This is a genomic window from Paroceanicella profunda (assembly GCF_005887635.2).
Classification (GTDB): Bacteria; Pseudomonadota; Alphaproteobacteria; order Rhodobacterales; family Rhodobacteraceae; genus Paroceanicella; species Paroceanicella profunda.
Genome location: NZ_CP040818.1, coordinates 3,510,211 through 3,535,222, shown reverse-complemented (window position 1 = coordinate 3,535,222; position 25,012 = coordinate 3,510,211). Strand labels below are relative to the sequence as shown.

Here is a 25,012-nt window from a genome sequence, read left to right as displayed (position 1 = left end):
CGGGCGGTCTCAGAGGAAGATGAAGTCGTCCGCGTCGAAATCGGCGGCGCTCAGGTTGGCTTCCAGGCCGGTGACGAAGAGGAACTGGTCGGCGTAGACGATGCGGACCACGCCGGGATCGAGGTCGACGAAGCGCAGGTCATCGAAGGTCATGCCCTCCTGTCCGGCGAAGACGATGGTGTCGATGCCGTCCTCGTAGTCGCGCAGGGCGTCGATCTCGTCATCGGTCTCGAAGATGAAGGTGTCGTCGCCATATCCGCCGAATACGCGGTCGCGCCCGGTGCCGTCGGTGATGGTGTCCTCGCCGTTGGCGCCGCGCAGGATGTCGTCGCCCTCATCGCCGAAGATGGTGTCATCGCCGTTGCCGCCGTGAATCCGGTCTCCGCCGCCGCCGCCGCGCAGGGTGTTCGAGATGCCGTTGCCGGAGATCACGTCACCGGCCGAGCCGCCGACGGCGTTCTCGATCCAGGCGGAGCGGGCCCCGGTGTCCTTCACGCCGAGGGCGATCGCGACGTTGTTGGCCACCGAGCCGATGGTGGAGAAGGCGCCGGGGCGCAGGTCGATCACCGCGCGGGTGGTCTGGGCCTCGGCGCTGAACGTGTCCACCCCGGAGGCGTCCCAGATGGTGGCGATGAGGTCGCCGCCATCCGCGATCTCGAAGCCGGTGCCGCTGCCCTCGGCGAAGTAGACGTCATCGCCGAGGCGGGTGGAGAGGTTCGGCCCGTAGGCGGACTGGAGCGCCTGGATGTCATAGAGCATGGGCGTGGCGGGGAAGGACTGCAGCAGCATGTCGATGTCCTGTTGCGAGGGCAGGCCGTTGTTCGACATCAGGGTGAAGGCGGCGCTGTTCTGCGCGCCTTGCAGGCTGTCGTCCGGCACGGCGAGGCCGAGGGCGCGGCCGATGCTCTGCATCACGTTGTGCCAGGCGTAATTCGTGCCGCCATACTGGGACTCGTCGTTCAGCCAGATGTCTCCGCCGATCCGGCCCGCGCTGGCGTCATAGACCACGCCGGCCTGCGAGGGGTCGTCGAAGGAGAGGGCGCCGAAGGTGAGGTTCCCGTCCACGACCGTGCTGTTGCGGAAGTTGAAGCGCCACAGTCCGGTGACGCCGGTGTTTCCGGCGGACTCGTCGAGCGCGCGCAGCGGCGAGTGGCGGCCGGAGGCGGGCAGTTCGTAGAAGTAGCTCCCGTCGCCGGACGTGAACCCGGCGCGGGGCAGGATGCCGCCGAAGCCGTTGTTTCCGTTGCTCGCGTCACCGGTGAGCCAGTCGATGTTCTCGTAGCGAAAGACGATGTCGAAATTTCCCGCCCCGTTGGAGCGGTCGTAGAGCTGGAGCTGGAAACTGTTCTGCCGGGAGCCGTTGCGGTCATAGAAATTGACGTGGTCCCAGGTGATGGTGACACAGTCGCGCTGCGTGTCCAGGTCGACCCAGACCCGGCCGCTGGTGCTGCCCGTGCCGCCGGCGCGGGTGTCCACATCGGCGAGGAAGGGGGCGATCATGGGAATGTTGCCCTGCGACAGCGAACGGGAATTGTAGGCAAGCACGCCGCCGCCGAAGGTGATCGACCCGTTGTTGTTCACGTAGATGGAACTGTAGTTGGTGCCGAAGAAATCGATGCCGTTCTCGAAGACCCGGCGGATGCTGTATTCGTAATAGGCATCGTCCGTCCGGGGCAGGGCGCTTTCGCCATAGCCCAGAGGGCCGCCGAAGAGGGCCTGCATGGTGCCCGACCCGAAGATGGCGCCGTTGTCCGCCTCCCCCGCAAGCAGGTCCGCGCCGGCGGAGGTGAGGTTGACGTTCGCCACCTCGTTGAGGCGTGACACCGCCGCCTCCACCAGCGCCATCTGGGTCTCCTCCAGCGTGGGGCTGGTGCCCGGCGCGTAGGCGTATTCCCCGATCACGTATTTCAGATCGGCCGAGTAATCGTCCGGGATCTCGTAGGCGTATGAATAGGATACCTTGCCCGACCCGTCATGCCACAGGGCCGCGTCGTCCGTCAGCAGGGCCTTGTAGCCCGTTTCCGAATATCCGCTGGGGATCGGCATTCCGCATGCTCCGTCCTGAGGATTGCAGGCCCCCCGGGGGCCCCAAGCGGACTGTGCGGCAACAAGGTGAATGAAAGATTGACCGGCTTGCAGTCACGTCATTGTCGATAAAGCTTGACGGCCCGGGGCCGGATCGGCTGCGATGCAGGCATATCAACAGGTGAGGGCCAATAAATATGCACAGACTCATAGCCGGCGCGGTCGCAGCCCTGGCGCTTTCAGGTGCAGCCTCCGCTGCTGACCTGAAGATCTGCGTCGAAGGGGCCTACGCGCCCTTCTCGGAGACGGCTCCCGACGGGTCCGTCGTCGGGTTCGATATCGATATCGCCAACGCGCTTTGCAGTAAAATCGGCAAGAGCTGCGAAATGGTGAAGACGGATTGGGACGGAATCATTCCCGCGCTTCTGGAGAAGAAGTGCGATGCCATCGTCGCCTCGATGTCGATCACCGAGGACCGCAAGCAGGTGATCGACTTCACCAAGAAATACTACAACACCCCGGCGCGCTTCGTCGCACGCGAGGGCACGGAGATGACCGACACGTCCGAGGGCCTGAAGGGCAAGCTCGTCGGCGTGCAGCGCGGCACCATCCACCAGGCCTTCATGGAGGGTGAGTTTCCGGACGTGAACCTGGTGCTCTACGCCAGCCAGGACGAAGCCTACCTGGACCTCGTCTCCGGGCGCATCGATGCGGTGATCGCCGATTCGATTGCCGAGGACGAAGGCTTCCTGAAAACCGATGCCGGCAAGGGCTACGCCTTCTTCGGCCAGCCGTATTCCATTCCGAAATACCACGGTGACGGCGCCGGGATCGGCGTGCGCAAGGAAGACACGGAGCTGCGCGACCAGCTTTCCGCGGCGATCGATGCCATCCGCGCCTCGGGTGAATACAAGACGATCGAGGAAAAGTACTTCGATTTCGACATCTACGGCGATTGACCAGGACTGCCGGCCCCTGTTCCGGGGCCGGCCCGCGCCGCGCCCCGGCAGGATGCCTTCATGCAAAAACTCCTGGACTACGGCCCTCTGCTGCTCAGTGGTGCGGTCACGACAGTCTGTCTCGCGGTGCTGTCGCTGTTGCTGGCCACGCTTCTGGGCGGCTGGGGCGCACGGGCGAAGCTGATCCGGCCGCAGGGCGACGCGCTCAACAAGGGGCTGATCCGCCTGCAGGCGCGCATCGCCACGATCTACACCACGCTGGCGAGGGGCATCCCGGACCTGGTGCTGATGCTCATCCTCTACTTCGGCGGACAGCGCCTGCTGAACTGGGCAACCGGAGTGGCGGGGCTGGAGACGCTGGAATTCTCCAAGTTCCTGGCCGGCACGCTCTCCATCGGTCTGCTTTACGGCGCCTATCTCACCGAGACCTTCCGCGGCGCCTGGATGGCGGTGGCCCGCGGGCAGGGCGAGGCGGCGGAGGCGCTGGGGCTGCGCGGCCTGCGCGCCTTCTGGCTGGTGCTCTTCCCGCAATTCGTGCGCCACGCGCTGCCCGGCTACGGCAATGTCTGGCAGGTGCTGGTGAAATCCACGGCGGTGGTCTCCGTCATCGGGCTGGAAGACCTGGTGGGGCTGGCCAATGACGTGGGCAAGTCGCAGCGCGACCCGTTCCTGTTCATGCTGGTGGTGATCGTGGTCTATCTCGCGATCACCTCCGTGTCCGGCTGGGGCTTCGCCTGGGCGGAACGGCGCTATTCGCGGGGGCTGCGCTGATGCGGTTCGACCTGGTCCTCGACCACTGGGAGCTGTTCGCGCGCGGGGTGGTGACCACGCTGGAACTGGTGGTGCTGGCGCTCGCCGCAGGCTTCTGCATCGCGCTGCCCGCCGGCATGGCCCTGGCGCGGGGCCACTGGACCTCGCGGGGCCTGCGCTTCTACATCTATCTCTTCAGGGGCACGCCGCTGCTGGTGCAGACCTACCTGTTCTACTACGGGCTGGGGGTGACGCTGGGGCAATACGACTGGGTGCGCGAGAGCCTGTTCTGGCCCTTCCTGCGTGACGCCTGGTGGATCGCGCTGCTGGTGTTCTCGCTGAACTCCGGGGCCTATGCGACCGAGATCATCCGCGGCGCGGTGAGCACCATCCCGAAGGGCGAGGTGGAGGCGGCACGCGCGCTCGGCCTGTCGGACCGGCAGGTGGACTTCCTGGTCCTGATCCCCTCGGCGCTGCGCCGCGCCCTGCCGCAATACGGCAACGAGGTGGTGTTCATGCTGCATGGCTCGGTGGTGGCGGGTGTGATCACCATCCAGGACATCTTCGGTGTGACGCAAACCTTCCGCGCGCGCTACTACGTGGCCTATGAAGGCTTCCTGACGGCGGCGGCGCTGTACATGGCGCTCACCTTCGTCATCGTGATGATCTTCCGCCAACTGGAGAAGCGCTACCTGCTGCACCTGGGGCTGAGCCGCTGAGCCTTGCAGCGCATGCATGGCGGCATCCGAATTTTTCGCACTGCAAATTTAAATCTGCTCGGGCCATATAGCTCTCAACGACACCGGGTCTTCCCTCGGGCCGGTAGCACAGAGAGACATGACCATGACCGCGATCACCTATCCGTCGAATGAAGAAATGGCCCGCATCGAGCGCGCTGCCCGCGCCTACCGCGCCGCAGTCCTGCGCTCCGGCTTCCGGGCGACCGGCCGTGGCATCGCCTCGGCCTGGCGGTCCCTGGCGGCGGTCCTGCACCGCCCCACCACCGCCTGACACCAGTTTCAAAGTTCCTCCCTAGACTTGGGCCGTGTTTGACACGGCCCATTTTTTTTGCCCGGCGCCCGGGTGCGACAGGCTGTCGCTGTTGCGGGCGCGAAGAAGGAGAGCCCCGGGATTCGTTGAGCATTCACGTCTGCAGCCCTGCGATTCATGCATATCGGCTTCCAGTTTTATTGCACTGCACAAAGCCGCGGGGCGGGCGCATATTGGTGTCAACGAAAGACACCGGAAACGCCCCTCACACAGATGAGGAAAGAGACATGACCATGACCCGCTCCGTTTACCCGTCCTACGACGAAATCACCCGCATCGAGCGTGAGGCCCGCGCGTATCGCGCCGCCGTCCTGCGCTCCGGCGTCAAGGCCTCGGGCCGCGGCCTCGCCGCCGTCTGGCGCGCCATCACGTCGATCCTGCATCGGCCGACCGCCGCCTGATACGAGTTTCAAAGTTCCTCCCTAGACTTGGGCCGTGTTCGACACGGCCCATTTTTTTGTCCGAAGGGCAGGCCGGCTGGAAGGCTGGCAGGAGAGTCGGACGCAGAACAGCCTGAGCCTTGCGTTTTGCGCATGTCGGCATCCTAATTTTTCGGGCTGCAAACTAATGTCGCTTCGAGCCATCTTGAGGCCAACGCAACGCCACAGCGACGCCAGGCTCGCACGGTTCACGAAAGAGAGACGACGATGACCAGCAGCTTCCGCACCCACGACGAGATCGCCCGCATTGAACGCGCCGCCCGCGCCCATCGCGCCGCCGTTCTGCGCTCCGGCTTCAAGGCCACCGGCCGCGGCGTCGCCGCCGCCTGGGCCGCCCTGTCCGCGATGATGCATCGCCCGACGGCCGCCTGACACCCGTTTCTAAGTTCCTCCCTAGACTTGGGCCGTGTTTGACACGGCCCTTTTTTTTGGCCTGATTCCAAGGGGGTGGCGCGAGCTCTGCGTTTTGCGCATGTCGGCATCCTAATTTTTCGGGCTGCAAACTAATCCGGTTCCGAGGCATGTTGATGCCAACGCAACGCAACGGCTACGCACCCTTCGCGCGGTCGAGGAAAGAGAGAGCATCATGACCAGCAGCTATCTTACCCACGACGACATCGCACAGTTCGAGCGCGCCGCCCGCGCCCATCGCGCCGCCGTTCTGCGCTCCGGCTTCAAGGCCACCGGCCGCGGCGTCGCCGCCGCCTGGGCTGCCCTGTCCGCGATGATGCATCGCCCGACGGCCGCCTGATACGAGTTTCAAAGTTCCTCCCTAGACTTGGGCCGTGTTCGACACGGCCCTTTTTTTTGCGTGCTGCGCGGCCGGGAGGGTGCTGCGGCTTTCCTTCGCCCGGCTTGCGCAGTATGACCTGCCCGAACCGCCGGCACCCCCGCCGGCCCCGCCGCTCGAGGGAGGCCATGGTGTTCGACCGACCTACCGTGCGACTGCGCCCGAAGCCCGGACGGCGCCATGCCGCCTCCGGCGCGCCGTGGTCCTTTACCGATGAAGTCGTGCTGGACCGTCGCACGAAGGCGATTCTGCCCGGGACGATCGCCACGCTCGAATCCGCCGAGCGCGAGCCGATCGCGACTGTGGCGGTGAACCCCGGTTCGCGCATCGTGCTGCGCCATCTCGACCCCGATCCGCAGGCGCTGATCGACGAGGCCTGGCTGACGGCCCGCCTGTCCCGGGCGCTTGCGCTGCGCGAGATCCTGTTCGACGCCCCGTTCTACCGGCTGGTGCATGCCGAGGCCGATGGCCTGCCCGGTGTGATCGTCGACCGGTTCGGAGACGCGGCGGTGATCCAGCCGAACGCGGCCTGGGCCGATCTGCTCATCGAGCCCTTGGTGAGCGCGCTGCAGGCGGTGACCGGGGTGAGCACCGTGGTGGTGAACGGGCAGGGGCGCGCGCGCGGCCTGGAGGGCCTGTCGGAGCGCATGGACATCGTGCGCGGCCGGGTGGACGCGCCGATTGCCGTGCCGATGAACGGAGCCGTCTACATGGCGGACCTGATTGGCGGGCAGAAGACCGGGCTGTTCTTCGACCAGCGGCCAAACCATGCCTTCGCCGCGCGTCTCGCCCCGGGGCTTCGGGTGCTGGATGTGTTCAGCCATGTCGGCGGGTTCGGGCTGGCGGCGCTGGCGGCGGGCGCGGAGTCCGCGCTTGCGGTGGATGGCTCCGCCGCGGCCCTGGAGCTGGCCGGGCAGGGCGCGGAGGCCGCGGGGCTGGGCGACCGGTTCGCCACGCGCAAGGGCGATGCCTTCGACACCATGGCGGCGCTGGCCGGGGAAGGCGCGCAGTTCGGCATGGTCGTCTGTGACCCTCCCGCCTTCGCGCCGTCCAAGACGGCGCTGGAGCCCGGCTTGCGGGCCTATGAGAAGGTGGCGCGGCAGGGCGCGGCGCTGGTGAGCCCGGGGGGCTTCCTGGTGCTGTGTTCCTGCTCGCATGCGGCGGACCTGGAGCGGTTCCGTGCCGCCTCTCTGCGCGGCGTGGCCCGGGCCGGGCGGCAGGGGCAGATTCTGCATGTCGGCGGGCCGGGGCCCGATCACCCGGTACATGTCGCGCTGTCGGAGACCTCCTACCTCAAGGCGATCTTCCTGAGGCTGGACTGATGCGCGCCGTGCTCGATGCCTGTGTGCTTTACCCGACGGCGACGCGGTCGCTGTTGCTGGTGGCGGCGGGCGGCGGGCATTTCGTGCCGGTCTGGTCCGAGCGGATTCTGGAGGAATGGGCCCGGGCGATGGCGCGGGACGGGGCTGCCGCCGAGGCCGCAACGCGGGGCGTGATCGCCGCGCTGGAGGCGCGCTGGCAGGCCAGCGTGGTGCCGGACGCGGTATCGCCGGACCTGCCAGACCCAAACGACACCCATGTGCTCGGCGCCTGCCTGGCGGGCGGAGCCGGGGTTCTGGTGACACGCAACCTGCGTGACTTTCCCCGCCGGCGTCTCGCCGGGCACGGGGTGATGCCGTCCGATCCGGACAGTTTCCTGCTCGGCTTCGCGCGGTCCGGCGCGGATTTCGCATCCGCTGCGGAGGACATGCGCGTTCAGGCCGGATGGACGGATGACCTGCGCTCGTTCCTGAAGCGGGCCGGGCTGCCGCGGTTGGGGAAGTTTCTCGCGGCGGCCTGAGCGGACGGCGCGTTCTTGCCGGCACATGGCCTGACCGCGTGAGCGGGGGCTGCCCGAAGGACAGTTGCTCCGGCCCCGGGGCGATGCCGGAGGGCTGGTCAGGCCCGGATCAGGACACGCGCTTGCGCGGGGTGGCCCGGGTGTTCGCCGGTGCGTGGATCTGGGTGAGGGCGCCGTCGGCGAGGCTGCGCAGCCAGGCTTCCCCCGGTGCGGAGCGCGAGAGCACCCGGATCGAGACGATGGTGCCCAGCAGCGTGCGGGCGAGCGCGGTGCTGTCCGTGGTCTCCGGCAGGGCGCCGGCGGCGACGGCGCGCTGCAAGGTTCTGGCGAAGGCGGCTTCCACCTCCCCCAGCCCGTCACGCACGGCGGCGCCGATGTCCTTGTCGAGGGCGGCCGCGCTGGCGGCCGAATTCACCAGAAGGCAGCCGCAGCGGTCCGCGGCGGAGACGCTCACAACCGAGAAAAGGAAGGCCTCTATCCCCGCGAGCGGGTCTTCCGCGGCATCCAGCAGGGCGATGCGCCGGCGCGACGAGGCGTTCAGATAGGCGTCCAGCGCGCTCAGGAACAGCTCCTTCTTGCTGCCGAACGCATTGTAGAGGCTGGAGGATGTCAGCCCCATCTCCCGTTCGAGGTCGCGCATCGAGGCCGCGTGAAAGCCACGCTCGCGAAAGCAGGCGATGGCGGCGTCCATGGCGCGGGTCTCGTCGAAGCTGCGATATCGTCCCATACAGGTTCCCTTTCACGGCCGATCACCAGCACGTCAGCAGGCTGTCACATGATTGAGTATCTGGAGCGCTTGCTCCAGAATCAACCAGGAGATCAACGCCGCAGCGATGGGAGAGTTTCATGAGACGAATTGCAACCGCCCTTTCCGGACTGGGCCTGTCGCTGATGCTGGGCATGGCAGCCCAGGCGGCGGAGTTCCGGCCCTTCGTGACCGCCGATTTCGAGGCCGCCCGGGCCGAGGGCCGGCCGGTGATCGTGGATATCGCGGCGGACTGGTGCCCGACCTGCAAGGCGCAGAAGCCGATCATCGACGCGCTGGCCTCCGAGCCGGCGCAGGACCGGACGGTGATCTTCGAGGTGGATTTCGACACTCAGAAGGATGTCGTCCGCGCGCTCGGGGCGCAGCGCCAGTCCACGCTGATCGCCTATCGCGGGATGACGGAGACCGCGCGCTCGGTGGGAGAGACGCGCAAGGAGGCGCTGGGGGCGCTGTTCGAGTCCGTGTTGGCGGAGTAGGGGGCGTGGCGGCCACGGCCCTTTTCGGACTGGTGGCGGGGCTGCTCTCCACGCTTTCTCCCTGCGTGCTGCCGCTTCTGCCGGTGGTGTTGACCACGGCCGTGTCGCAGCACCGCGCCGGGCCCGTGGCACTGGCGGCGGGGCTGGCGCTGTCGTTCACGGGGATCGGACTGTTCGTGGCGCTGGTGGGGTTCTCCGTCGGGCTCGATCTCGCGCTGTTCCGCATGCTGGGGGGCGTCGTTCTGATCGGGCTGGGGCTGGTGCTGATGGTGCCACGGGCGCAGATGCAGCTGGCGGCGGCCGCGAGCCCGCTGAGCGGCTGGACGGAATCACGCTTCGGGCGGTTCGAGGGCACCGGGTTGACCGGGCAGTTCCTGGTCGGCGTGCTGCTGGGCGCGGTGTGGAGCCCTTGCGTGGGGCCCACGCTGGGGGCTGCGTCGATCCTGGCCGCGCGAGGGGAGAGCCTGGGCGAGGTGACCCTCACCATGGCGGTGTTCGGCCTGGGGGCGGCCCTGCCGCTGATGCTGCTCGGGCTCCTGTCACGCGAGGCGCTGCTGCGCTGGCGCGCCCGGCTTCTGGGCGCCGGGAAGGGTGGCAAGATGGTGCTGGGCGTGCTGCTGGTCGCCGTCGGGCTGCTGGTGGTCTCGGGGGTCGACAAGCGGGTGGAGGCGGCGCTGGTGGCGGCCTCTCCGGAGTGGCTCACGGCGCTCACCACCCGGTTCTGAGCGGCTGCCGGCTTGTCAACGGCGCGCGGGGGAGGCATTAGTCCTCACCCGGGGCAGCGTGCCTGTCCCGCTCATGTGGACATCAGGGAGATCGGGGATGGACAGGCTCGTCGAAGGGTACAGGCGGTTTCGCGCAGGGGTGTGGCCGGGGCAGCGCGCCCGCTACGAGTCTCTGTCGGAGGTGGGCCAGAGCCCGGAGGCCCTCGTGATCGCCTGTTCGGATTCCCGCGTGGACCCGTCAGTGGTGTTCGATGCCGGGCCGGGCGAGATGTTCGTGGTGCGCAACGTGGCCGGGCTGGTTCCGCCCTATGAGCCCGACGGGCGCCGGCACGGCACCTCGGCCGCGCTGGAATACGCGGTGCGGGTGCTGAAGGTGGACCGGATCGTGGTGCTCGGCCATGCGCAGTGCGGCGGGGTTCAGGCCCTGGTGCAGGGGATGCCGGCGGAGGTGAGCGACTTCCTGGAAACCTGGATGAGCACGGCCGGCGATGCGCTGAGCCGGACGCCGCCCGAGGGGGTGGACCCGCTGGAATTCTACGAGACCGAGGTGGTGCGGGTGTCGCTCACCAATCTGATGACCTTCCCCTGGGTGCGCGAGGCGGTGGAGGCAGGGCGGCTGCAGCTTGCCGGCTTCCGCTTTGGCATCGCGACCGGCAAGCTGCTGCGGCTGAGCGAAGGCGGCTTCGTCGACGTACAGTGAGCCTGGCCCCCGGTGCGCGGCGCGTCGGGGGTTCGGGGGATCAGAACTCGTTCTCGTAGCCCTGCTGATAGGGTTTCACCAGGTTGCCGAACCGGGTGAAGCGCCCCTCGAAGGAGAGTTCCACGGTCCCGATGGGCCCGTGGCGCTGCTTGCCGATGATCACCTCGGCCTTGTTGTGCACGCGCTCCATGGCCTCCTGCCAGGCGATCATCTTGTCCGCGTCGTGCTCGGAGGGCTTTTCGCGCTCCTTGTAGTATTCCTCGCGGAACACGAACATCACCACGTCGGCGTCCTGCTCGATGGAGCCGGATTCGCGCAGGTCGGAGAGCTGCGGGCGCTTGTCCTCGCGGTTCTCGACCTGTCGGGAGAGCTGCGAGAGCGCGATCACCGGCAGGTTCAGCTCCTTCGCGATGGCCTTCAGGCCCTGGGTGATCTCGGAGACCTCGTTCACCCGGCTGTCCTTGGCCGTGGCGGGGCGCACGAGCTGGAGATAGTCGATCACCACCACGTCCAGCCCGTGCTGGCGCTTCAGGCGCCGGGCGCGGGCGGCCAGGGTGGAGATGGGCAGGGCCGGCGTGTCGTCGATGTAGAGCGGCATCTTCTCCAGCGCCTTGGCGGCCTCGACAAAGCGGCGGAATTCCTCCTCCGTCATGTCGCCGCGGCGGATCTGCTCGGAGGGCACCTCCGCCTGCTCGGAGAGGATGCGCGCGGCGAGCTGCTCGGCGGACATTTCGAGCGAGAAGAAGCCGACGACGCCGCCGTCGATGGTGCCCTCGGTGCCATCGGGGCGCATGCCGCGGCGGTGGGCCTTGGCGATGTTGAAGGCGATGTTGGTGGCGAGCGACGTCTTGCCCATCGAGGGGCGCCCGGCGAGGATCAGCAGGTCCGAGGGGTGCAGGCCGCCGAGCTTGCGGTCCATGTCCACGAGGCCGGTGGAGATGCCGGCGAGGCCGCCGTCGCGCTGGTAGGCGGCGTTGGCGACGTTCACCGCCTCGGTGACCGCCTTCAGGAAGGACTGGAAGCCGCCCTCGTACTTGCCCTTTTCGGCGAGGGTGTAGAGCTGCTGCTCGGCATCGCTGATCTGGTCGCGCGGGTCGGAATCCACCTCCACGGTGCCGGCCTTGCCGGTGATGCTCTCGCCGATGCGGATCAGGTCGCGGCGGATGGCGAGATCGTAGACGATCTGGGCATAGTCGCGCGCCGCGAAGGCGGAGATGGCAGCCCCCGAGAGGCGGGTGAGGTAGGAGGGCCCGCCCAGCTCGGCGAGACCGGGGTCCTCGGAGAGGAAGGTCGCCACGGTGGTGGGGGTGGCGAGCGTGTTCTTGAGCACGCGCTGCTGGATGATCTCGTAGATCCGCCTGTGCACCGGGTCGAAGAAATGGTGGGGGTCGATGATGCTCGCCACCTGGTCGAACACGTCATTGTTGTTCAGCAGGACCCCGAGCAGGGCCTGTTCCGCCTCGATGTTGTGCGGGGCGGGACTGGTGGTCTGGGGGGTGATGGAACCGTCGGCCATATGAATCGCTCTCCTTGGGCACGGTATAACCCGGCCGCCCGGGATTCACAGGGTGTGAATAACGGGGATAAGCCCGGAGACGAAAAAGCACGGCGCGAGGGCGCGCCGTGCTCTGGTGCCCGGCTGCTGCCGGACGATGTCGACGGGACGTATCAGACGGTCGGCTGATCGTCGGCCTGGCTGTCGCCGTCCTCGATCGGGGCTTCGTCGTCGTCCTCGCGGGCGGCGCCGCCCAGGTCGTCGAAGAGCTCCGAGATCTCGAAGTCGGCTTCCGCGTCGGCTTCGGCGCGCAGGTCCTGGATGGACCGGCCGGCGGCCTGAAGCTCGGCTTCATCCATCGAGCGGGCCACGTTCACCGTGATGACGGCTTCCACTTCCGGGTGCAGCGACACGACCAGCTCGTGCAGGCCGAGGTCCTTGATCGGACGCTCGACGACGATCTGCTTGCGGTCGATGGACACACCGGCCTCGTCGGCGGCATCGGCGACGTCACGCGGGGTGACGGAACCGTAGAGCGCACCGGATTCGGCGGCGGAGCGGATCACGATGAAGGTGAGGCCGTCGATGCGCGCGGCGGCGGCTTCGGCTTCCTTCTTCGTCTCCAGGTTGCGGGCCTCGAGCTGGGCGCGCTGCGCCTCGAAGCGCTCCATGTTGGCCTTGGTCGCGCGCAGCGCCTTGCCCTGGGGCAGGAGGTAGTTGCGGGCGAAACCCTGCTTCACGGCGACGACGTCGCCCATCTGGCCGAGCTTGGCCACGCGCTCAAGAAGAACGATCTGCATGTCGTCGGCTCCTTATTTGACAGCGTAGGGCAGCAGGGCGAGGAAGCGGGCGCGCTTGATGGCGCGGGCCAGTTCACGCTGCTTCTTCGCGGAAACCGCGGTGATGCGGGAGGGAACGATCTTGCCGCGCTCGGAGATGTAGCGCTGCAGGAGTTTCACGTCCTTGTAGTCGATCTTCGGAGCGTCGGCACCGGAGAACGGGCAGGACTTGCGGCGGCGGAAGAACGGTTTGCGTGCCATTGTGTCTGCTCCCTTGCTCAGTTGTCGCGGTCGCGGCGGGGACGATCGTCACGATCGCGCCGGGGGCGCTCATCGCGGGCGTTCTTGGCCTGGACGACCGCGGTCGGGCCTTCCTCATGCTCGTCGACGCGGATGGTCAGCACGCGCATCACGTCGTCATGGATGCGTGCGAGACGCTCCATTTCGGCGACGGCCGGGGCCGGCGCATCGGAGCGCAGGAAGCCGTAGTGGCCCTTGCGGCCCTTGTTGATCTTGTAGGCGAGGGTTTTCAGGCCCCAGTATTCGGTGCCGATGACGGAACCGCCATTGTCCTTGAGGATCTGGCCGAGATGCTCGATGAGCCCTTCGGCCTGCGCGTTGGACAGATCCTGACGCGCGATGAAGACATGCTCGTAGAGAGCCATGTGCCACCTGTTCTATGGGCGTGCTTCGCCATGCAGTCCGCCGCCCCGGCCGGCCCGCATTCGAGAGGCTACGCGAGTTCATGAAACCCGGGGAAGCGTGCCTTATACACCGACGCGCCCCCATTGCAAGGCGAAGGCGTGGCCGGGAAACCTTGTTCTGCGGGCTTCGAGTGATTAGAGGAAAGCCTCGGAGAGCGGAACCGAGAGGAAGCAGATGAGCCGAGCATTCGTATTCCCGGGGCAGGGCGCCCAGACAGTGGGCATGGGCCGGGACCTCGCGGAGGCCTATCCCGCAGCGCGCGCCGTGTTCGAGGAGGTCGACGAGGCTCTGGGCGAGAAGCTCAGCGCATTGATCTGGGAGGGGTCGGCGGAGGACCTCACCCTCACGGCCAATGCCCAGCCGGCGCTGATGGCCACTTCCATCGCCGCAATGCGGGCGCTGGAGGCCGAGGGCGTGACGGTGGGCCAGGCGGCCTATGTCGCCGGGCATTCGCTGGGCGAGTATTCCGCGCTTTGTGCCGCCGGCACGCTGGGCCTGTCGGACACCGCACGGCTGCTGCGCATCCGCGGCATGGCGATGCAGGAGGCGGTGCCGGTGGGCATCGGCGCCATGGCGGCGCTGCTGGGCCTCGACTTCCGCACCGCGGTGGCGGTGGCGGAGGAGGCGGCGCAGGGCGAGATCTGCCAGGCGGCGAATGACAATGACCCCGGGCAGGTGGTGGTCTCCGGCCATCGGCCCGCGGTGGAACGCGCGGTGGAGATCGCCAGGGAGAAGGGCGCCAAGCGCGCCATCCTCCTGCCGGTGAGCGCGCCGTTCCATTGCGCGCTGATGCAGCCCGCGGCCGAGCGGATGGCCGAGGCGCTGGCCGGTGTCACCTTCACCGCCCCGGCGGTGCCGCTGGTGGCCAACGTGCTGGCCGGACCGGTGACCGACCCGGACGAGATCCGCGCCCTGCTGGTGCGGCAGGTGACCGGCGCCGTGCGCTGGCGCGAGAGTGTCACCTGGATGGCCGGTCCGGGGGGCGTGACGGAATTCGTCGAGATCGGCGCGGGCAAGGCGCTCAGCGGCATGATCCGGCGCATCGCAAAAGAGGCCGGAACAGTGGCGGTGAACCGCCCGGCCGACGTGGCCGCCTTCGCGGCCGCGCAGTGAGGAGAGACAGATGTTCGAACTGACAGGCAAGACCGCGCTGGTCACCGGCGCATCGGGTGGCATCGGCGGCGCGGTGGCGAAGGCCCTGCACGCGCAGGGCGCTACCGTGGGGCTGAGCGGCACCCGCACCGACCCGCTGGAGGCCCTGGCCGCCGAGCTGGGCGAGCGGGCGCATGTGCTGCCCTGCAATCTCTCGGACAAGGATGCCGTCGAGGCGCTGCCCAAGCAGGCGGCGGCGGCGATGGGCTCCGTCGACATCCTGGTGAACAATGCCGGGGTGACCCGCGACAACCTGTTCATGCGCATGTCCGACGAGGAATGGCAGACGGTGCTCGACATCAACCTGACCTCGGCGATGCGGCTGGCCCGCGGCGTGCTGCGCTCGATGATGAAGGCGCGCTGGGGGCGGATCATTTCGGTCACCTCCATCGTGGGCGTGACCGGGAATCCGGGGCAGGGGAACTACGCCGCGTCCAAGGCCGGGATGATCGGCATGTCCAAGAGCCTTGCGCAGGAGGTCGCGAGCCGCAATATCACGGTTAACTGTGTTGCCCCGGGCTTCATCACCACGGCCATGACCGACGCGCTCAACGACGAGCAGAAGGCGCGGCTGCTGGCCGGCATTCCGGCGGGGCGCATGGGAGACGCCGGGGAGATCGCCGCGGCGGTTGCATTTCTCGCCAGCCAGGAGGCTGCCTACGTTACCGGCCAGACGCTGCACGTGAATGGCGGCATGGCGATGATCTGACGGCGATTTCCGACCGGTGCAATCAGGATTTGCACGTGCCGGAAGGTATGGTATAGGCGCGGCAGAATACAAGCCGGGGGCCTTGCCTACGGGTCTGTTTCTGTGCGGCCACTGACAATCGCCCGGCCGGTCGCACTCCCACATCTAGGCAACCCCTGCGGGGGGGCAAACTGCGAGGACAGGACTATGAGCGATATCGCTGAGCGCGTTAAGAAGATTGTTGTCGAGCACCTGAGCGTTGACGAGGACAAGGTTGTCGAGGGTGCGTCCTTCATCGACGACCTCGGCGCGGATTCGCTGGACACCGTCGAGCTCGTGATGGCGTTCGAGGAAGAGTTCGGGATCGAGATTCCCGACGATGCCGCCGAGACCATCCAGACCTTCGGCGACGCGGTGAAGTACATCTCCGAGAACGTCTGATCCTGCCCGGGCAACCGGACAGACTGCGGCATCCGGGCGATCCGGATGCCGTTTTGCTGTGGGTCGGGGGTACAGGAAGGTTGCTTGCCGCGAGCGCGGCCCCTGCTGTAGAAGAGGCCCGACCAATGAGAACTGAGGAGCGCTGATGAGACGGGTTGTGATTACCGGACTTGGCATGGTCACGCCTCTGGCCTGCGGCGTCGAGCAGACCTGGGAGCGCCTGATCGCCGGGAAATCCGGGGCCGGCAAGATCCGCCATTTCGACGCGAGCCACCTTGCATGCGACATCGCCTGCGAGCTGCCGCTCGGCGATGGCACCAACGGCACTTATAATCCCGATGACTGGGTTTCTCCCAAGGACCAGCGCAAGACCGACAGGTTCATCACCTACGCCCTCACGGCTGCCGAGCAGGCGGTGACGGATGCCGGCTGGAAGCCCACCGACGAGGAAGAGTGCATCCGCACCGGCGTGATGATCGGCTCGGGCATCGGCGGGGTCGAATCGATTGCCGAGACCGCGCTGATCCTGCGGGATCGCGGGCCGCGGCGCGTGTCGCCCTTCTTCATCCCCGGCGCGCTGATCAACCTGTGCTCCGGCCAGGTGTCGATCCGCTACGGGTTCCGCGGGCCGAACCACTCCGTGGTGACGGCCTGTTCGACCGGTGCGCATGCGATCGGCGACGCGGCGCGGCTGATCATGCTCGGCGATGCCGACGTGATGGTCGCCGGTGGCGCGGAGAGCCCGGTGTGCGAGATCGGCGTTGCCGGCTTCGCCGCCTGCAAGACCCTGTCCACTCATTTCCGCGATGAGCCGGAGCGCGCCAGCCGCCCCTATGACAAGGACCGCGACGGGTTCGTGATGGGCGAGGGCGCCGGAGTCGTGGTGCTGGAGGAATACGAGCACGCCAAGGCGCGCGGGGCCAGGATCTACGGTGAGCTGCTCGGCTACGGGCTCTCGGGCGATGCCTATCACATCACCTCGCCCGCGCCGGACGGCAACGGCGGCTTCCGCTCCATGCAGGGCGCGCTGCGCTCGGCGGGCATCACGGTGGACCAGATCGACTACGTGAACGCCCATGGCACCTCCACCCAGGTGGGTGACGAGATCGAGCTCGGCGCCGTGACCCGGCTGCTCGGTTCCGCGGCGGAGCGGGTGACGATGTCCTCGACCAAGTCCTCCATCGGGCATCTGCTCGGCGCGGCGGGCGCGGTTGAGGCCATCTTCTGCCTGCTCGCCATGCGCGACGGCATTGCGCCGCCGACGCTCAACCTCGAGAACCCCTCGGTGGAGACGGTGCTCGACCTTGCGCCGCTGAAGGCGCGGGAGCGCAAGATCGACGTTGCGCTGTCGAATTCCTTCGGATTCGGTGGCACCAATGCTTCGCTGATCATGGGCAAGGTGTAAGCCCATGCGCCATATCGCGGCGAACGGGCTGAACCTGCTGATCGCTGTCCTGCTGGTGGTGCTGGGCATCATCGGCTGGGGCGTGAGCGCGTTCCGCGGCGCGGGGCCGCTGCAGCAGGAGACCATCGTGGTTCTCGACCGCGGTGACTCCCTGCCGGTGATCACCGAAAAGCTGGAGCAGGACGGCGCGATCTCCAACGGCACGATCTTCCGCATCGGTGCCCGCTATACCAAGACGGCGACGACGCTGAAGTTCGGCGAATATGCGATCCCTGCCGGAGCGTCGATGGAGGATATCCTCGCGATTCTCTCCTCCGGCAAGTCGATCCTGCACCCGATCACCATCCCGGAAGGCTTCACTTCCTTCCAGGTGGTGCAGCGGCTCGACGAGGCGGATTTCCTGAGCGGGGAGATCACCACCGTGCCGCCGGAGGGCATGCTGGCGCCCGACACCTACAACCTGCAACGCGGAACCCCGCGGCAGACGGTGATCGACCAGATGATGGCGGCGCAGAAGCGCATCCTGGCTGCGGCCTGGGAAGGGCGGCAGGCGGACCTGCCGCTGGACACTCCGGAAGAGGCGCTGGTGCTTGCATCCATCGTCGAGAAGGAAACCGGCATTCCGGGAGAGCGGCCGGAGGTGGCCTCGGTGTTCATCAACCGCCTGCGCGCCGGCATGCGGCTGGAGACCGACCCGACGGTGATCTACGGCATCACCGGGGGCAAGGAAGTGCTGGACCGGGGGCTGCGGCGCTCGGAGTTGCAGACGCGCACGCCGTACAATACCTACATGATCGACGGTCTGCCGCCGACCCCGATCGCCAACCCCGGGCGTGCCGCGATTGCGGCGGTGATGCAGCCGGCGAAGACCGACTACCTGTTCTTCGTGGCCGATGGCTCCGGCGGGCACGTGTTCTCCTCCACGCTTCGCGAGCACAACCGCAATGTCGCGGAATGGCGGCGCATCGAGCGGCAGCGCCAGAGCGAACAGAACTGAGCCGCGGCAGCGCAGCTTCAGATTGCGCTTGACATTGCGCGCGCTCTTCTGTATAGAAGGAGCACGCTGGACGAAATGGGCGCCAAACCCCCGGGATCGCAAGATCCCGGGGGTTTTTGGTTTCGGTGGCAATTTCCGCACAAGGCTCGTTTCCAAATGAATTCTGTTTCAATTGATTCTGAAAAGGCGACTTCTGCGGCGCTTATCGGTCGCGCGCGCCGCATGTACGAGATGCTGTCGGAGGCGTTGGCCTCGGCGATAGCGGATTTGCGCGATGAGGAGGACCAGGACCCCGCCGGCGCACGCGCCCGGCTGGACCTGATCCGGTCTCATCACAAGGCACTTCAGACAGTCATCGATATCGAGGTGAGTCTTGAAAAACGCAGCAGGGAAATCGGCGGCGCAAGCGAGGGCGTGCTCGACCTCGATGCCGCCCGTGCCGAGGTATGGCGCCGGCTTGCTCGCCTCCAGGGGACGGGAGGAGATTGAGGGCTTTCTCGGCTCGCTCAGTCTCGGTGCCTTGCTGGCGCTGCCCTGGTTGTTCGAATTCTGGGCCATGCAGCACCAGCTCCCCCCGGAGGGGGACTGGTCGACCTGGGTGGTCATGGGCGGGCGCGGCGCGGGCAAGACCCGCGCCGGAGCCGAATGGGTGCGCTCCCAGGTCGAGGGGCCGACCCCGGAGGCGCCCGGAGCCTGCCGGCGCGTGGCTCTCGTGGCCGCGACACTGGACCAGGCCAGGGAGATCATGATCGAGGGCGAGTCCGGGCTGATTGCCTGCACGCCGCCCGATCGCCGGCCGAAGTGGATCGCCACGCGGCGGATGCTTGTGTGGCCGAACGGGGCGGAGGCGCGGATTTTCTCGGCCGCCGACCCCGAGAGCCTGCGCGGCCCACAGTTCGACTGTGCCTGGTCCGACGAGCTGGCGAAATGGAAGAAGGGCCGCGAGACCTGGGACATGCTGCAGTTCGGCCTTCGGCTTGGCGAGACGCCCCGGCATGTGGTGACCACCACGCCGCGGGTGAACCCGCTGCTGGAGGACATCCTGAAGGATGCGCACACGGTGCAGACGGCGGCGCCGACGCGGGCCAACCCGCATCTGGCCCGCAGTTTCCTCCGTGTGATCGAGGAGAGCTATCGCGGCACCTTCCTCGGCCAGCAGGAGATCGAGGGCGAGATGTGCGATGCCATCCCCGGCGCGCTCTGGACCCGGGCGGGCCTGGGGGGGATGCGCTCTGAGGCGCCGGAGCTCACGCGGATCGTGGTGGCGGTCGATCCCCCGGTGACGGGAGGCAAATCGGCCGATGCTTGTGGCATCGTGGTGGCCGGAGTGCAGGCGGATGGTCCGCCGCGCGACTGGCGGGCCTGGGTGCTGGAGGATGCCAGTGTCACCGGGGCGCATCCGAGCGTCTGGGCGGCGGCGGCCGTGGCCGCGGCCCGGCGCTGGAACGCCGACAGGGTGGTGGCCGAGGTGAACCAGGGCGGCGATCTGGTGGAGAACATCCTGCGCCAGGTCGATCCGCTGCTGCCCTACCGCGCGGTGCGCGCGGCCCGGGGCAAGGTGGCTCGGGCGGAGCCGGTCGCCGCGCTTTATGAGCAGGGCCGGGTGCGGCATGCGGGGATCTTCGCGGCGCTGGAGGCCGAGATGTGCGCTCTCGGACCGGAAGGCTATTCCGGCCGGGGAAGCCCGGACCGCGTGGATGCGCTGGTCTGGGCGATCACGGACCTGATGATCGTGCCGGCCGGGTCCTACCAGGCCCCCCGTTTGCGGGCGCTCTAGGGCGCGGCGCAGGCAGTTTCCGACCTCGCGGGCTGGTGAGGCGCACGCCGCAGGGTGTCGCGCCGCCTGTTGGCGTGGGCGGACCGGAAGGAGCGCGCCGCGCCGTATCGCGGCGGCCCCGGTTCGCGCAGAGACGAACGTTTTTGAACATTTGCGGGAGAGGCGAGACATGCTTCTGGGATTGCGACGCAGCGCGCGGGAGGCACCGCGCGAACAGAAGGCCTCGGCCGCCGGACCGGTCATCGCCTTTCAGGCCGCGGGCCGGCCCGCCTGGACGCCGCGGGACACCGCGTCGCTCACCCGAAGCGGCTTCATCGGCAACCCGGTGGGGTTTCGCTGCGTGAAGATGATCGCGGAAGCCGCGGCTGCGGTTCCCCTGGTTCTCAGCCGCGACGGGGCACGGTATGAGACCCATCCGCTGGCGCAGCTGCTCGCCCATCCGAACCCGGCGCAATCCGGGCCGGCGCTGTTCGAGAGCTTCTACGGCCACCTGCTGCTGAGTGGCGACGGGTACCTGGAAGTGTCGGGCATCGACGGCCGGGGCCGGCCGATGGAGCTGCATGTGCTGCGCTCGGACCGCATGCGGGTCGTGCCTGGCGAGGACGGCTGGCCGGTGGCCTACGAATATTCCGTCGGCGCCCGGAAGGCGCGGTTCGACATGCGCGACGGGGCCCGGCCGGTGCTGCACCTGCGCGCCTTCCACCCCCAGGACGATCACTACGGCATGTCGGCGTTGGAGGCCGCGGCCTCGGCGGTGGACGTGCACAACGCGGCGTCGCGCTGGTCGAAGTCGCTGCTCGACAACGCCGCCCGGCCGTCCGGGGCCATCGTCTATCGCGGCGGCGACGGGATGGGGCAGATGGCCTCCGACCAGTACACCCGCCTGGTGGAAGAGCTGGAGAGCTACCACATGGGCGCGCGCAATGCCGGGCGGCCGATGCTGCTGGAGGGGGGGCTGGACTGGAAGCCGATGGGCTTCTCGCCCTCCGACATGGAGTTCCACAAGACCAAGGAAGCGGCGGCGCGGGAGATCGCGCTGGCCTTCGGCGTGCCGCCCATGCTGCTGGGCCTGCCGGGGGACGCGACCTATTCCAACTATCAGGAAGCGAACCGCGCCTTCTACCGGCTCACGGTTCTGCCGCTGGTGAACCGCCTGCTCACGGCGCTCGGCGGCTGGCTGCCGGAGTTCTATGGCGAGCGGCTCACGCTGTCGCCCGAGCTCGACTCGGTTCCGGCCCTCGCCGTGGAGCGCGAGGCGCTGTGGCGGCGGGTGTCGGAGGCAGATTTCCTCAGCGCCGCGGAGAAGCGGGCGCTGCTGGGCCTGCCGAAGGCGGAGGAGGGGAGCTCCGAATGAGCAAGGAGCAGCTCAGGAGCGGCTCGCGGTTTCTCTATGAGCCCTTCGACAGCGCGCATGCCCGGATCGAGACCCATGAACGGGTGAGCGAGGAGCGTTGGAGCGCCCTCGAACGCCGGCTCTCGGGCATCGAGTCGGCCATCGAGCGGCTGGAGCGGCGCTTGTGGCTCGCCGTCTACGGCGTCGCGGGCGCCATGCTCAGCCAGCTCGTCTACGAATTCGCGAGCCGTGCCGGCCAGTGAGGCCCACGGCCCCCGTCCTCGTTTCAGCATTCGGGACAAGAGCTTATGACATCAGTATCCGATTTCGGCCTGGAAACGAAATTCCAGACCTTCGATACCGGCACGGGCCTCGCGGGGGAGACCGGCATTGCCGGCTACGCCTCGCTGTTCGGTGAGGCCGACCAGGGCGGAGACGTGGTCTGCCGCGGCGCCTATGCGCGCAGCCTTGCGGCGCTGAGCGCGCAGGGGCGCAAGGTGAAGATGCTCTGGCAGCACGACCCCGCCCAGCCCATCGGCGTGTGGGACGAGATCCGGGAGGATGCGCATGGCCTGCATGTGCGCGGCCGCATTCTCGCCGATGTCCGGCGCGGCGCCGAGGCGCTGACGCTGCTCAAGGCCGGGGCGATCGACGGGCTGTCGATCGGGTATCGCACCGTCCGCGCGGCGAAGACCTCGCTGGGCCGGGCGCTTGAGGAAATCGAACTCTGGGAGGTCTCGCTCGTGACCTTCCCGATGCTGCCTTCCGCGCGGGCCAGTCTCGGCGCGGGTGAGGCGGACGACGCGCTCGCTCGGGCGCTCACCGAGGCCATCGCCGAGGCGCGGGCCGACCTGACCTGAACGGCCCCCGTCCGCCGCCGCTCCCCGCGGGGGGCCTGTGGCGGCGCGCCCGGGCCACGCCATTCCAACCCCAGCATCCATGCGATCTCACGAAGGATCTCCCATGTCTCATTCCGATGCAAACCGTGACCAGGCGGCTGAGCCGTCGCGCGCGGGTACGGCCGTGGAGGTGAAATCCGCCATGACCGGTTTCCTGAATGAATTCAGTGCTTTCCGTAAAGATATGAAGTCCCGGTTGAACGAACAGGAAGAAAAGCTCGCCATGCTGAACGCGAAATCCGTCTCCGCGGCCCGTCCGCATCTGTCCCAGGCCGCCGAGCCGGGCCTGCCGCACAAGAAGGCCTTCTCGGCCTATCTGCGCAGCGGCGATGACGATGCGCTGCGTCACCTGCAGGTCGAGGAGAAGGCTCTCTCGACCACGGTTTCGGCCGACGGGGGCTACCTCGTCGACCCGCAGACCTCCGAGCAGATCAATGGCGTGCTGCGCGGCGCGCATTCGATCCGCGCCATCGCCAACGTGGTGACGGTGGAGGCGTCGGCCTTCGACGTGCTGGTCGATCATTCGGACATCGGCGCGGGCTGGGCGGACGAGGCGACCTCCACCGGCGAGACCACCACGCCGCAGCTGGACCGCATCTCGATCCCGCTGTTCGAGCTTTCGGCGATGCCCAAGGCCTCGCAGCGGCTGCTCGACGACAGCGCCTTCGATGTCGAGAGCTGGCTGGCGGATCGCATCGCCGACAAGTTCGCCCGCGCCGAGGGCTCGGCCTTCGTGGCGGGTGACGGCGACGGCAAGCCGCGCGGCTTCCTCGACCACCCGGCGGTGGGCAACGACAGCTGGGCCTGGGGCAGCATCGGCTATGTGCCCACCGGTTCGAACGGCGATTTCAACGGCACCGAGCCGGCGGACGCGATCGTCGATCTCGTCTACGCGCTCGGGGCGCGCTACCGCGCCAAGGCGACCTTCGTGATGAACTCGAAGACCGCCGGGGCCGTGCGCAAGATGAAGGACGCCGACGGCCGCTTCCTGTGGTCCGACAGCCTGTCCCAGGGCCAGCCGGCGCGGCTGATGGGCTACCCGGTGCTGATCTCGGAGGACATGCCCGACATCGGCGTGGACGCCTATGCCATCGCCTTCGGGGATTTCGATTCCGGCTACACCATCGCCGAGCGGCCCGACCTGCGCATCCTGCGCGACCCGTTCTCGGCGAAGCCGAACGTGCTGTTCTATGCCACCAAGCGCATCGGTGGCGACGTGAGCGACTTCGCGGCGATCAAGCTGATGAAATTCGCGGTGGCCTGAGGCCGATCCGCGAATGCGGCCCGGCTTTTTCGCCGGGTCGCAGGGGGCGCCCCTGTGCCGTCCAGCACGTGTTTCCCCTCTGCCCGTGGGGCGCAGGGGCGTCACCGATTTTCCCGCCGGTCCTGCCGCATGGCGCCCTCCGGGGCGCCGCGCGGAGGGGCCGGCTTCTCCCGCCAAGTGGTTGCCTGAGGAGACCCACCCATGATGCTGACCGAGCTTGAACCGCCCGTGCTGGGGACCAAGGCCGTGCGTGACCTCGCCGAACACCTGCGCCTCGGATCGGGCTTTGCCGACGATGGCGCGCAGGATTCGCTGCTCGAGCTCTACCTGCGCACCGCGATGGCCGCCATCGAGGCGCGCATCGGCAAGGCGCTCATCCGGCGCAGCTTTTCCTGGTCGGTGACCCGGTGGCGCCAGACCGGGCGACAGGTTCTGCCCGTCGCCCCGGTGCGGCAGGTGACGGCTGTCCGGATCATCTCCGCCAATGGCGCGGAGGAGGAGGCGGAGTCCTCCCTGTGGGTTCTGTTGCCGGATGGCCAGTCGCCCGCGCTGCAGGGCAGCTGGGGGCGGGCGCTGCCCGGCATTCCGGACCAGGGGCGCGCCGAGATCGAGTTCGACGCCGGCTACGCGGTGAGCTGGGAAGAGCTGCCGCCCGACCTGCGCCAGGCCTCGCTGCTGCTCTCGGCGAGCTATTACGAGAACCGCAGTGCCGACGAGGGCCGGGATGGCGCGATGCCCTTCGGCGTTCTGGCGCTGCTCGACCCCTATCGCCCGGTGCGGCTGTGAGCGGGGCGGGAACCCGTCCCGCCCTGCGCCGGCTCCTGGTGCTGGAGGCGCCGGAGCGGAGCGCGGATGGTGGCGGCGGGGTGGTCGTGTCCTGGGAGGCGCTTGGCGCGCTCTGGGCCGATGTGCAGCCGGTCTCCGGGCGGGAGACCATCATCGGCGCGCGCGAACATGCGCGGGTCTCTCACCGGATCATGGTCCGGGGCGCGCCGGAGGGATCACCGGCGCGCCCGCGCCCCGAGCAGCGGCTGCGCGAGGGCGCGCGCGTCTTTGCCGTGCATGCGGTGAGCGAGCATGACCCGATGGGGCGCTACCTCACCATCTGGGCAGAGGAGGGGACCGGCGCATGACCTATGCCATGTCCTGGGCCCTGCAGAAGGCGGTGTTCGCCCGGCTGAGCGGAGACGCGGCCCTGGCGGCACTGGTGGGGACGGGGGTTCACGATGCTCCCCCGCATGCCGCGCGCAGCACCGACCCTCTCGCGGTCTACGTCACCCTGGGCGATGAGACGGCGCGGGCCTGGAGCACCGCCGACAGCGCGGGTTGCACCCATGATTTCGACGTGACGGTGCATTCCGGCGCCGAGGGCTTCGCGGCCTCCAAGGCGGTGGCCGGGGCGGTGTGCGACGCGCTGGTCGATGCCGAGATGGCCCTGGACCGGGGCCATCTCGTGGCGTTGCGGTTCCTGCAGGCGCGCGCGCAGCGCGGCCGCAGCCCGGAGAAACGGCGTATCACCCTGCGGTTTCGCGCGGTGATCGAGGACACCTGAGTTT

32 protein-coding genes are annotated in these 25,012 nt (G+C 68.1%); 26 read left to right on the top strand and 6 right to left on the bottom strand.

The genetic code is table 11. The annotated features are described in order from the left end of the window. Positions 1-9: 9 nt before the first annotated feature. Complete coding sequence (locus tag FDP22_RS15720; protein ID WP_138575103.1) at positions 10-2,046, bottom strand: nidogen-like domain-containing protein; 2,037 nt, start codon at positions 2,044-2,046, stop codon at positions 10-12. A 176-nt stretch (positions 2,047-2,222) separates the two neighbouring features. On the opposite strand from FDP22_RS15720, the gene FDP22_RS15715 reads away from it, so the two are divergent. The 9 genes from FDP22_RS15715 to FDP22_RS15695 all read left to right on the top strand — a co-directional run bounded on the left by FDP22_RS15715 (position 2,223) and on the right by FDP22_RS15695 (position 7,854). Next, the gene (locus FDP22_RS15715; protein ID WP_138575101.1) at positions 2,223-2,984 is read left to right on the top strand and encodes a lysine/arginine/ornithine ABC transporter substrate-binding protein; all 762 of its coding nucleotides are present in this window, start codon (positions 2,223-2,225) and stop codon (positions 2,982-2,984) included. Between the two features lie 60 nt (positions 2,985-3,044). Then, entirely contained in the window at positions 3,045-3,755 is a 711-nt protein-coding gene (locus FDP22_RS15710; RefSeq protein WP_138575099.1) for an ABC transporter permease, read from the top strand. Then, positions 3,755-4,453, top strand: a complete 699-nt coding sequence (locus FDP22_RS15705) for an ABC transporter permease (RefSeq protein WP_138575097.1) — start codon at positions 3,755-3,757, stop codon at positions 4,451-4,453. Before FDP22_RS15710 ends, FDP22_RS15705 begins: the two co-directional genes overlap by 1 nt. Before the next feature lie 124 nt (positions 4,454-4,577). Continuing rightward, entirely contained in the window at positions 4,578-4,745 is a 168-nt protein-coding gene (locus tag FDP22_RS24560; RefSeq protein ID WP_170317725.1) for an RSP_7527 family protein, read from the top strand. Between the two features lie 266 nt (positions 4,746-5,011). Continuing rightward, complete coding sequence (locus tag FDP22_RS24555; RefSeq protein ID WP_170317724.1) at positions 5,012-5,185, top strand: RSP_7527 family protein; 174 nt, start codon at positions 5,012-5,014, stop codon at positions 5,183-5,185. Positions 5,186-5,431: 246 nt separating this feature from the next. Further along, positions 5,432-5,596, top strand: coding sequence for an RSP_7527 family protein (locus FDP22_RS24550; protein ID WP_170317723.1), 165 nt, complete (start codon positions 5,432-5,434; stop codon positions 5,594-5,596). A gap of 214 nt (positions 5,597-5,810) precedes the next feature. Next, on the top strand, positions 5,811-5,975 hold the full coding sequence (locus tag FDP22_RS24545) for an RSP_7527 family protein (protein WP_170317722.1): 165 nt from the start codon (positions 5,811-5,813) through the stop codon (positions 5,973-5,975). Positions 5,976-6,142: 167 nt separating this feature from the next. Then, on the top strand, positions 6,143-7,336 hold the full coding sequence (locus FDP22_RS15700) for an RSP_2647 family RNA methyltransferase (RefSeq protein WP_138575095.1): 1,194 nt from the start codon (positions 6,143-6,145) through the stop codon (positions 7,334-7,336). After that, the gene (locus FDP22_RS15695; protein WP_138575093.1) at positions 7,336-7,854 is read left to right on the top strand and encodes an RSP_2648 family PIN domain-containing protein; all 519 of its coding nucleotides are present in this window, start codon (positions 7,336-7,338) and stop codon (positions 7,852-7,854) included. The genes FDP22_RS15700 and FDP22_RS15695 overlap by 1 nt, the downstream gene beginning before the upstream one ends. A 109-nt stretch (positions 7,855-7,963) precedes the next feature. On the opposite strand, the gene FDP22_RS15690 is transcribed toward FDP22_RS15695, so the two are convergent. Further along, positions 7,964-8,581 (bottom strand): TetR/AcrR family transcriptional regulator, encoded by a 618-nt coding sequence (locus tag FDP22_RS15690; RefSeq protein ID WP_138575091.1) that lies wholly within the window; start codon positions 8,579-8,581, stop codon positions 7,964-7,966. Between the two features lie 119 nt (positions 8,582-8,700). Here FDP22_RS15690 and FDP22_RS15685 point away from each other — a divergent pair, with 119 nt between their 5' ends. The 3 genes from FDP22_RS15685 (at position 8,701) to FDP22_RS15675 (ending at position 10,521) form a co-directional block, all read left to right on the top strand. Beyond that, positions 8,701-9,096 (top strand): thioredoxin family protein, encoded by a 396-nt coding sequence (locus tag FDP22_RS15685; RefSeq protein ID WP_138575089.1) that lies wholly within the window; start codon positions 8,701-8,703, stop codon positions 9,094-9,096. 5 nt (positions 9,097-9,101) lie between these two features. Continuing rightward, positions 9,102-9,821 (top strand): cytochrome c biogenesis CcdA family protein, encoded by a 720-nt coding sequence (locus FDP22_RS15680; RefSeq protein WP_138575087.1) that lies wholly within the window; start codon positions 9,102-9,104, stop codon positions 9,819-9,821. Between the two features lie 97 nt (positions 9,822-9,918). Further along, positions 9,919-10,521: a carbonic anhydrase gene (locus FDP22_RS15675; protein ID WP_138575085.1), complete on the top strand. Its 603-nt coding sequence runs from the start codon at positions 9,919-9,921 to the stop codon at positions 10,519-10,521. Positions 10,522-10,561: 40 nt separating this feature from the next. Here the strand turns inward: FDP22_RS15675 and FDP22_RS15670 are convergent, their stop codons facing one another. From FDP22_RS15670 to rpsF, 4 genes are all read right to left on the bottom strand, one after another. Next, positions 10,562-12,037: a replicative DNA helicase gene (locus FDP22_RS15670; RefSeq protein WP_138575083.1), complete on the bottom strand. Its 1,476-nt coding sequence runs from the start codon at positions 12,035-12,037 to the stop codon at positions 10,562-10,564. 152 nt (positions 12,038-12,189) lie between these two features. Beyond that, complete coding sequence (rplI, locus tag FDP22_RS15665; RefSeq protein ID WP_138575081.1) at positions 12,190-12,816, bottom strand: 50S ribosomal protein L9; 627 nt, start codon at positions 12,814-12,816, stop codon at positions 12,190-12,192. A gap of 12 nt (positions 12,817-12,828) precedes the next feature. Continuing rightward, positions 12,829-13,056, bottom strand: a complete 228-nt coding sequence (gene rpsR, locus FDP22_RS15660) for a 30S ribosomal protein S18 (RefSeq protein ID WP_118134872.1) — start codon at positions 13,054-13,056, stop codon at positions 12,829-12,831. Between the two features lie 17 nt (positions 13,057-13,073). Next, a complete protein-coding gene (gene rpsF / locus FDP22_RS15655; protein ID WP_138575079.1) occupies positions 13,074-13,460 on the bottom strand; it encodes a 30S ribosomal protein S6 in 387 nt (128 codons plus the stop codon). 214 nt (positions 13,461-13,674) lie between these two features. Between rpsF and fabD the strand changes: the two genes are divergently transcribed. The 14 genes from fabD (at position 13,675) to FDP22_RS15585 (ending at position 25,008) form a co-directional block, all read left to right on the top strand. Further along, on the top strand, positions 13,675-14,613 hold the full coding sequence (gene fabD, locus FDP22_RS15650) for an ACP S-malonyltransferase (RefSeq protein WP_138575077.1): 939 nt from the start codon (positions 13,675-13,677) through the stop codon (positions 14,611-14,613). 10 nt (positions 14,614-14,623) lie between these two features. Further along, positions 14,624-15,361 (top strand): 3-oxoacyl-[acyl-carrier-protein] reductase, encoded by a 738-nt coding sequence (fabG, locus tag FDP22_RS15645; protein ID WP_138575075.1) that lies wholly within the window; start codon positions 14,624-14,626, stop codon positions 15,359-15,361. Between the two features lie 186 nt (positions 15,362-15,547). Next, positions 15,548-15,781, top strand: coding sequence for an acyl carrier protein (locus tag FDP22_RS15640; RefSeq protein ID WP_138575073.1), 234 nt, complete (start codon positions 15,548-15,550; stop codon positions 15,779-15,781). Between the two features lie 145 nt (positions 15,782-15,926). Continuing rightward, positions 15,927-17,186, top strand: a complete 1,260-nt coding sequence (gene fabF, locus FDP22_RS15635) for a beta-ketoacyl-ACP synthase II (protein ID WP_138575071.1) — start codon at positions 15,927-15,929, stop codon at positions 17,184-17,186. 4 nt (positions 17,187-17,190) lie between these two features. Then, positions 17,191-18,183 (top strand): endolytic transglycosylase MltG, encoded by a 993-nt coding sequence (gene mltG / locus FDP22_RS15630; protein WP_138575069.1) that lies wholly within the window; start codon positions 17,191-17,193, stop codon positions 18,181-18,183. 156 nt (positions 18,184-18,339) lie between these two features. Then, positions 18,340-18,672, top strand: a complete 333-nt coding sequence (locus FDP22_RS15625; protein WP_138575067.1) for a hypothetical protein — start codon at positions 18,340-18,342, stop codon at positions 18,670-18,672. After that, positions 18,611-19,960, top strand: coding sequence for a DNA-packaging protein (locus tag FDP22_RS15620; RefSeq protein ID WP_170317721.1), 1,350 nt, complete (start codon positions 18,611-18,613; stop codon positions 19,958-19,960). The genes FDP22_RS15625 and FDP22_RS15620 overlap by 62 nt, the downstream gene beginning before the upstream one ends. A gap of 169 nt (positions 19,961-20,129) precedes the next feature. Further along, on the top strand, positions 20,130-21,314 hold the full coding sequence (locus FDP22_RS15615; RefSeq protein WP_138575065.1) for a phage portal protein: 1,185 nt from the start codon (positions 20,130-20,132) through the stop codon (positions 21,312-21,314). Then, positions 21,311-21,556, top strand: a complete 246-nt coding sequence (locus FDP22_RS15610) for a GTA head formation protein, RCAP_rcc01685 family (protein WP_138575063.1) — start codon at positions 21,311-21,313, stop codon at positions 21,554-21,556. The genes FDP22_RS15615 and FDP22_RS15610 overlap by 4 nt, the downstream gene beginning before the upstream one ends. Before the next feature lie 45 nt (positions 21,557-21,601). After that, positions 21,602-22,153 carry an HK97 family phage prohead protease gene (locus FDP22_RS15605; protein WP_138575061.1) on the top strand — a complete coding sequence of 184 codons (552 nt, stop codon included), beginning with the start codon at positions 21,602-21,604 and terminating at the stop codon, positions 22,151-22,153. A 103-nt stretch (positions 22,154-22,256) separates the two neighbouring features. Next, a complete protein-coding gene (locus FDP22_RS15600) occupies positions 22,257-23,456 on the top strand; it encodes a phage major capsid protein (protein ID WP_138575059.1) in 1,200 nt (399 codons plus the stop codon). Positions 23,457-23,657: 201 nt separating this feature from the next. Further along, a complete protein-coding gene (locus FDP22_RS15595; protein ID WP_239031799.1) occupies positions 23,658-24,242 on the top strand; it encodes a head-tail connector protein in 585 nt (194 codons plus the stop codon). After that, the gene (locus tag FDP22_RS15590; RefSeq protein WP_138575057.1) at positions 24,239-24,589 is read left to right on the top strand and encodes a head-tail adaptor protein; all 351 of its coding nucleotides are present in this window, start codon (positions 24,239-24,241) and stop codon (positions 24,587-24,589) included. The genes FDP22_RS15595 and FDP22_RS15590 overlap by 4 nt, the downstream gene beginning before the upstream one ends. Further along, positions 24,586-25,008: a DUF3168 domain-containing protein gene (locus FDP22_RS15585; protein ID WP_138575055.1), complete on the top strand. Its 423-nt coding sequence runs from the start codon at positions 24,586-24,588 to the stop codon at positions 25,006-25,008. Before FDP22_RS15590 ends, FDP22_RS15585 begins: the two co-directional genes overlap by 4 nt. The last annotated feature ends 4 nt before the right edge of the window (positions 25,009-25,012 follow it).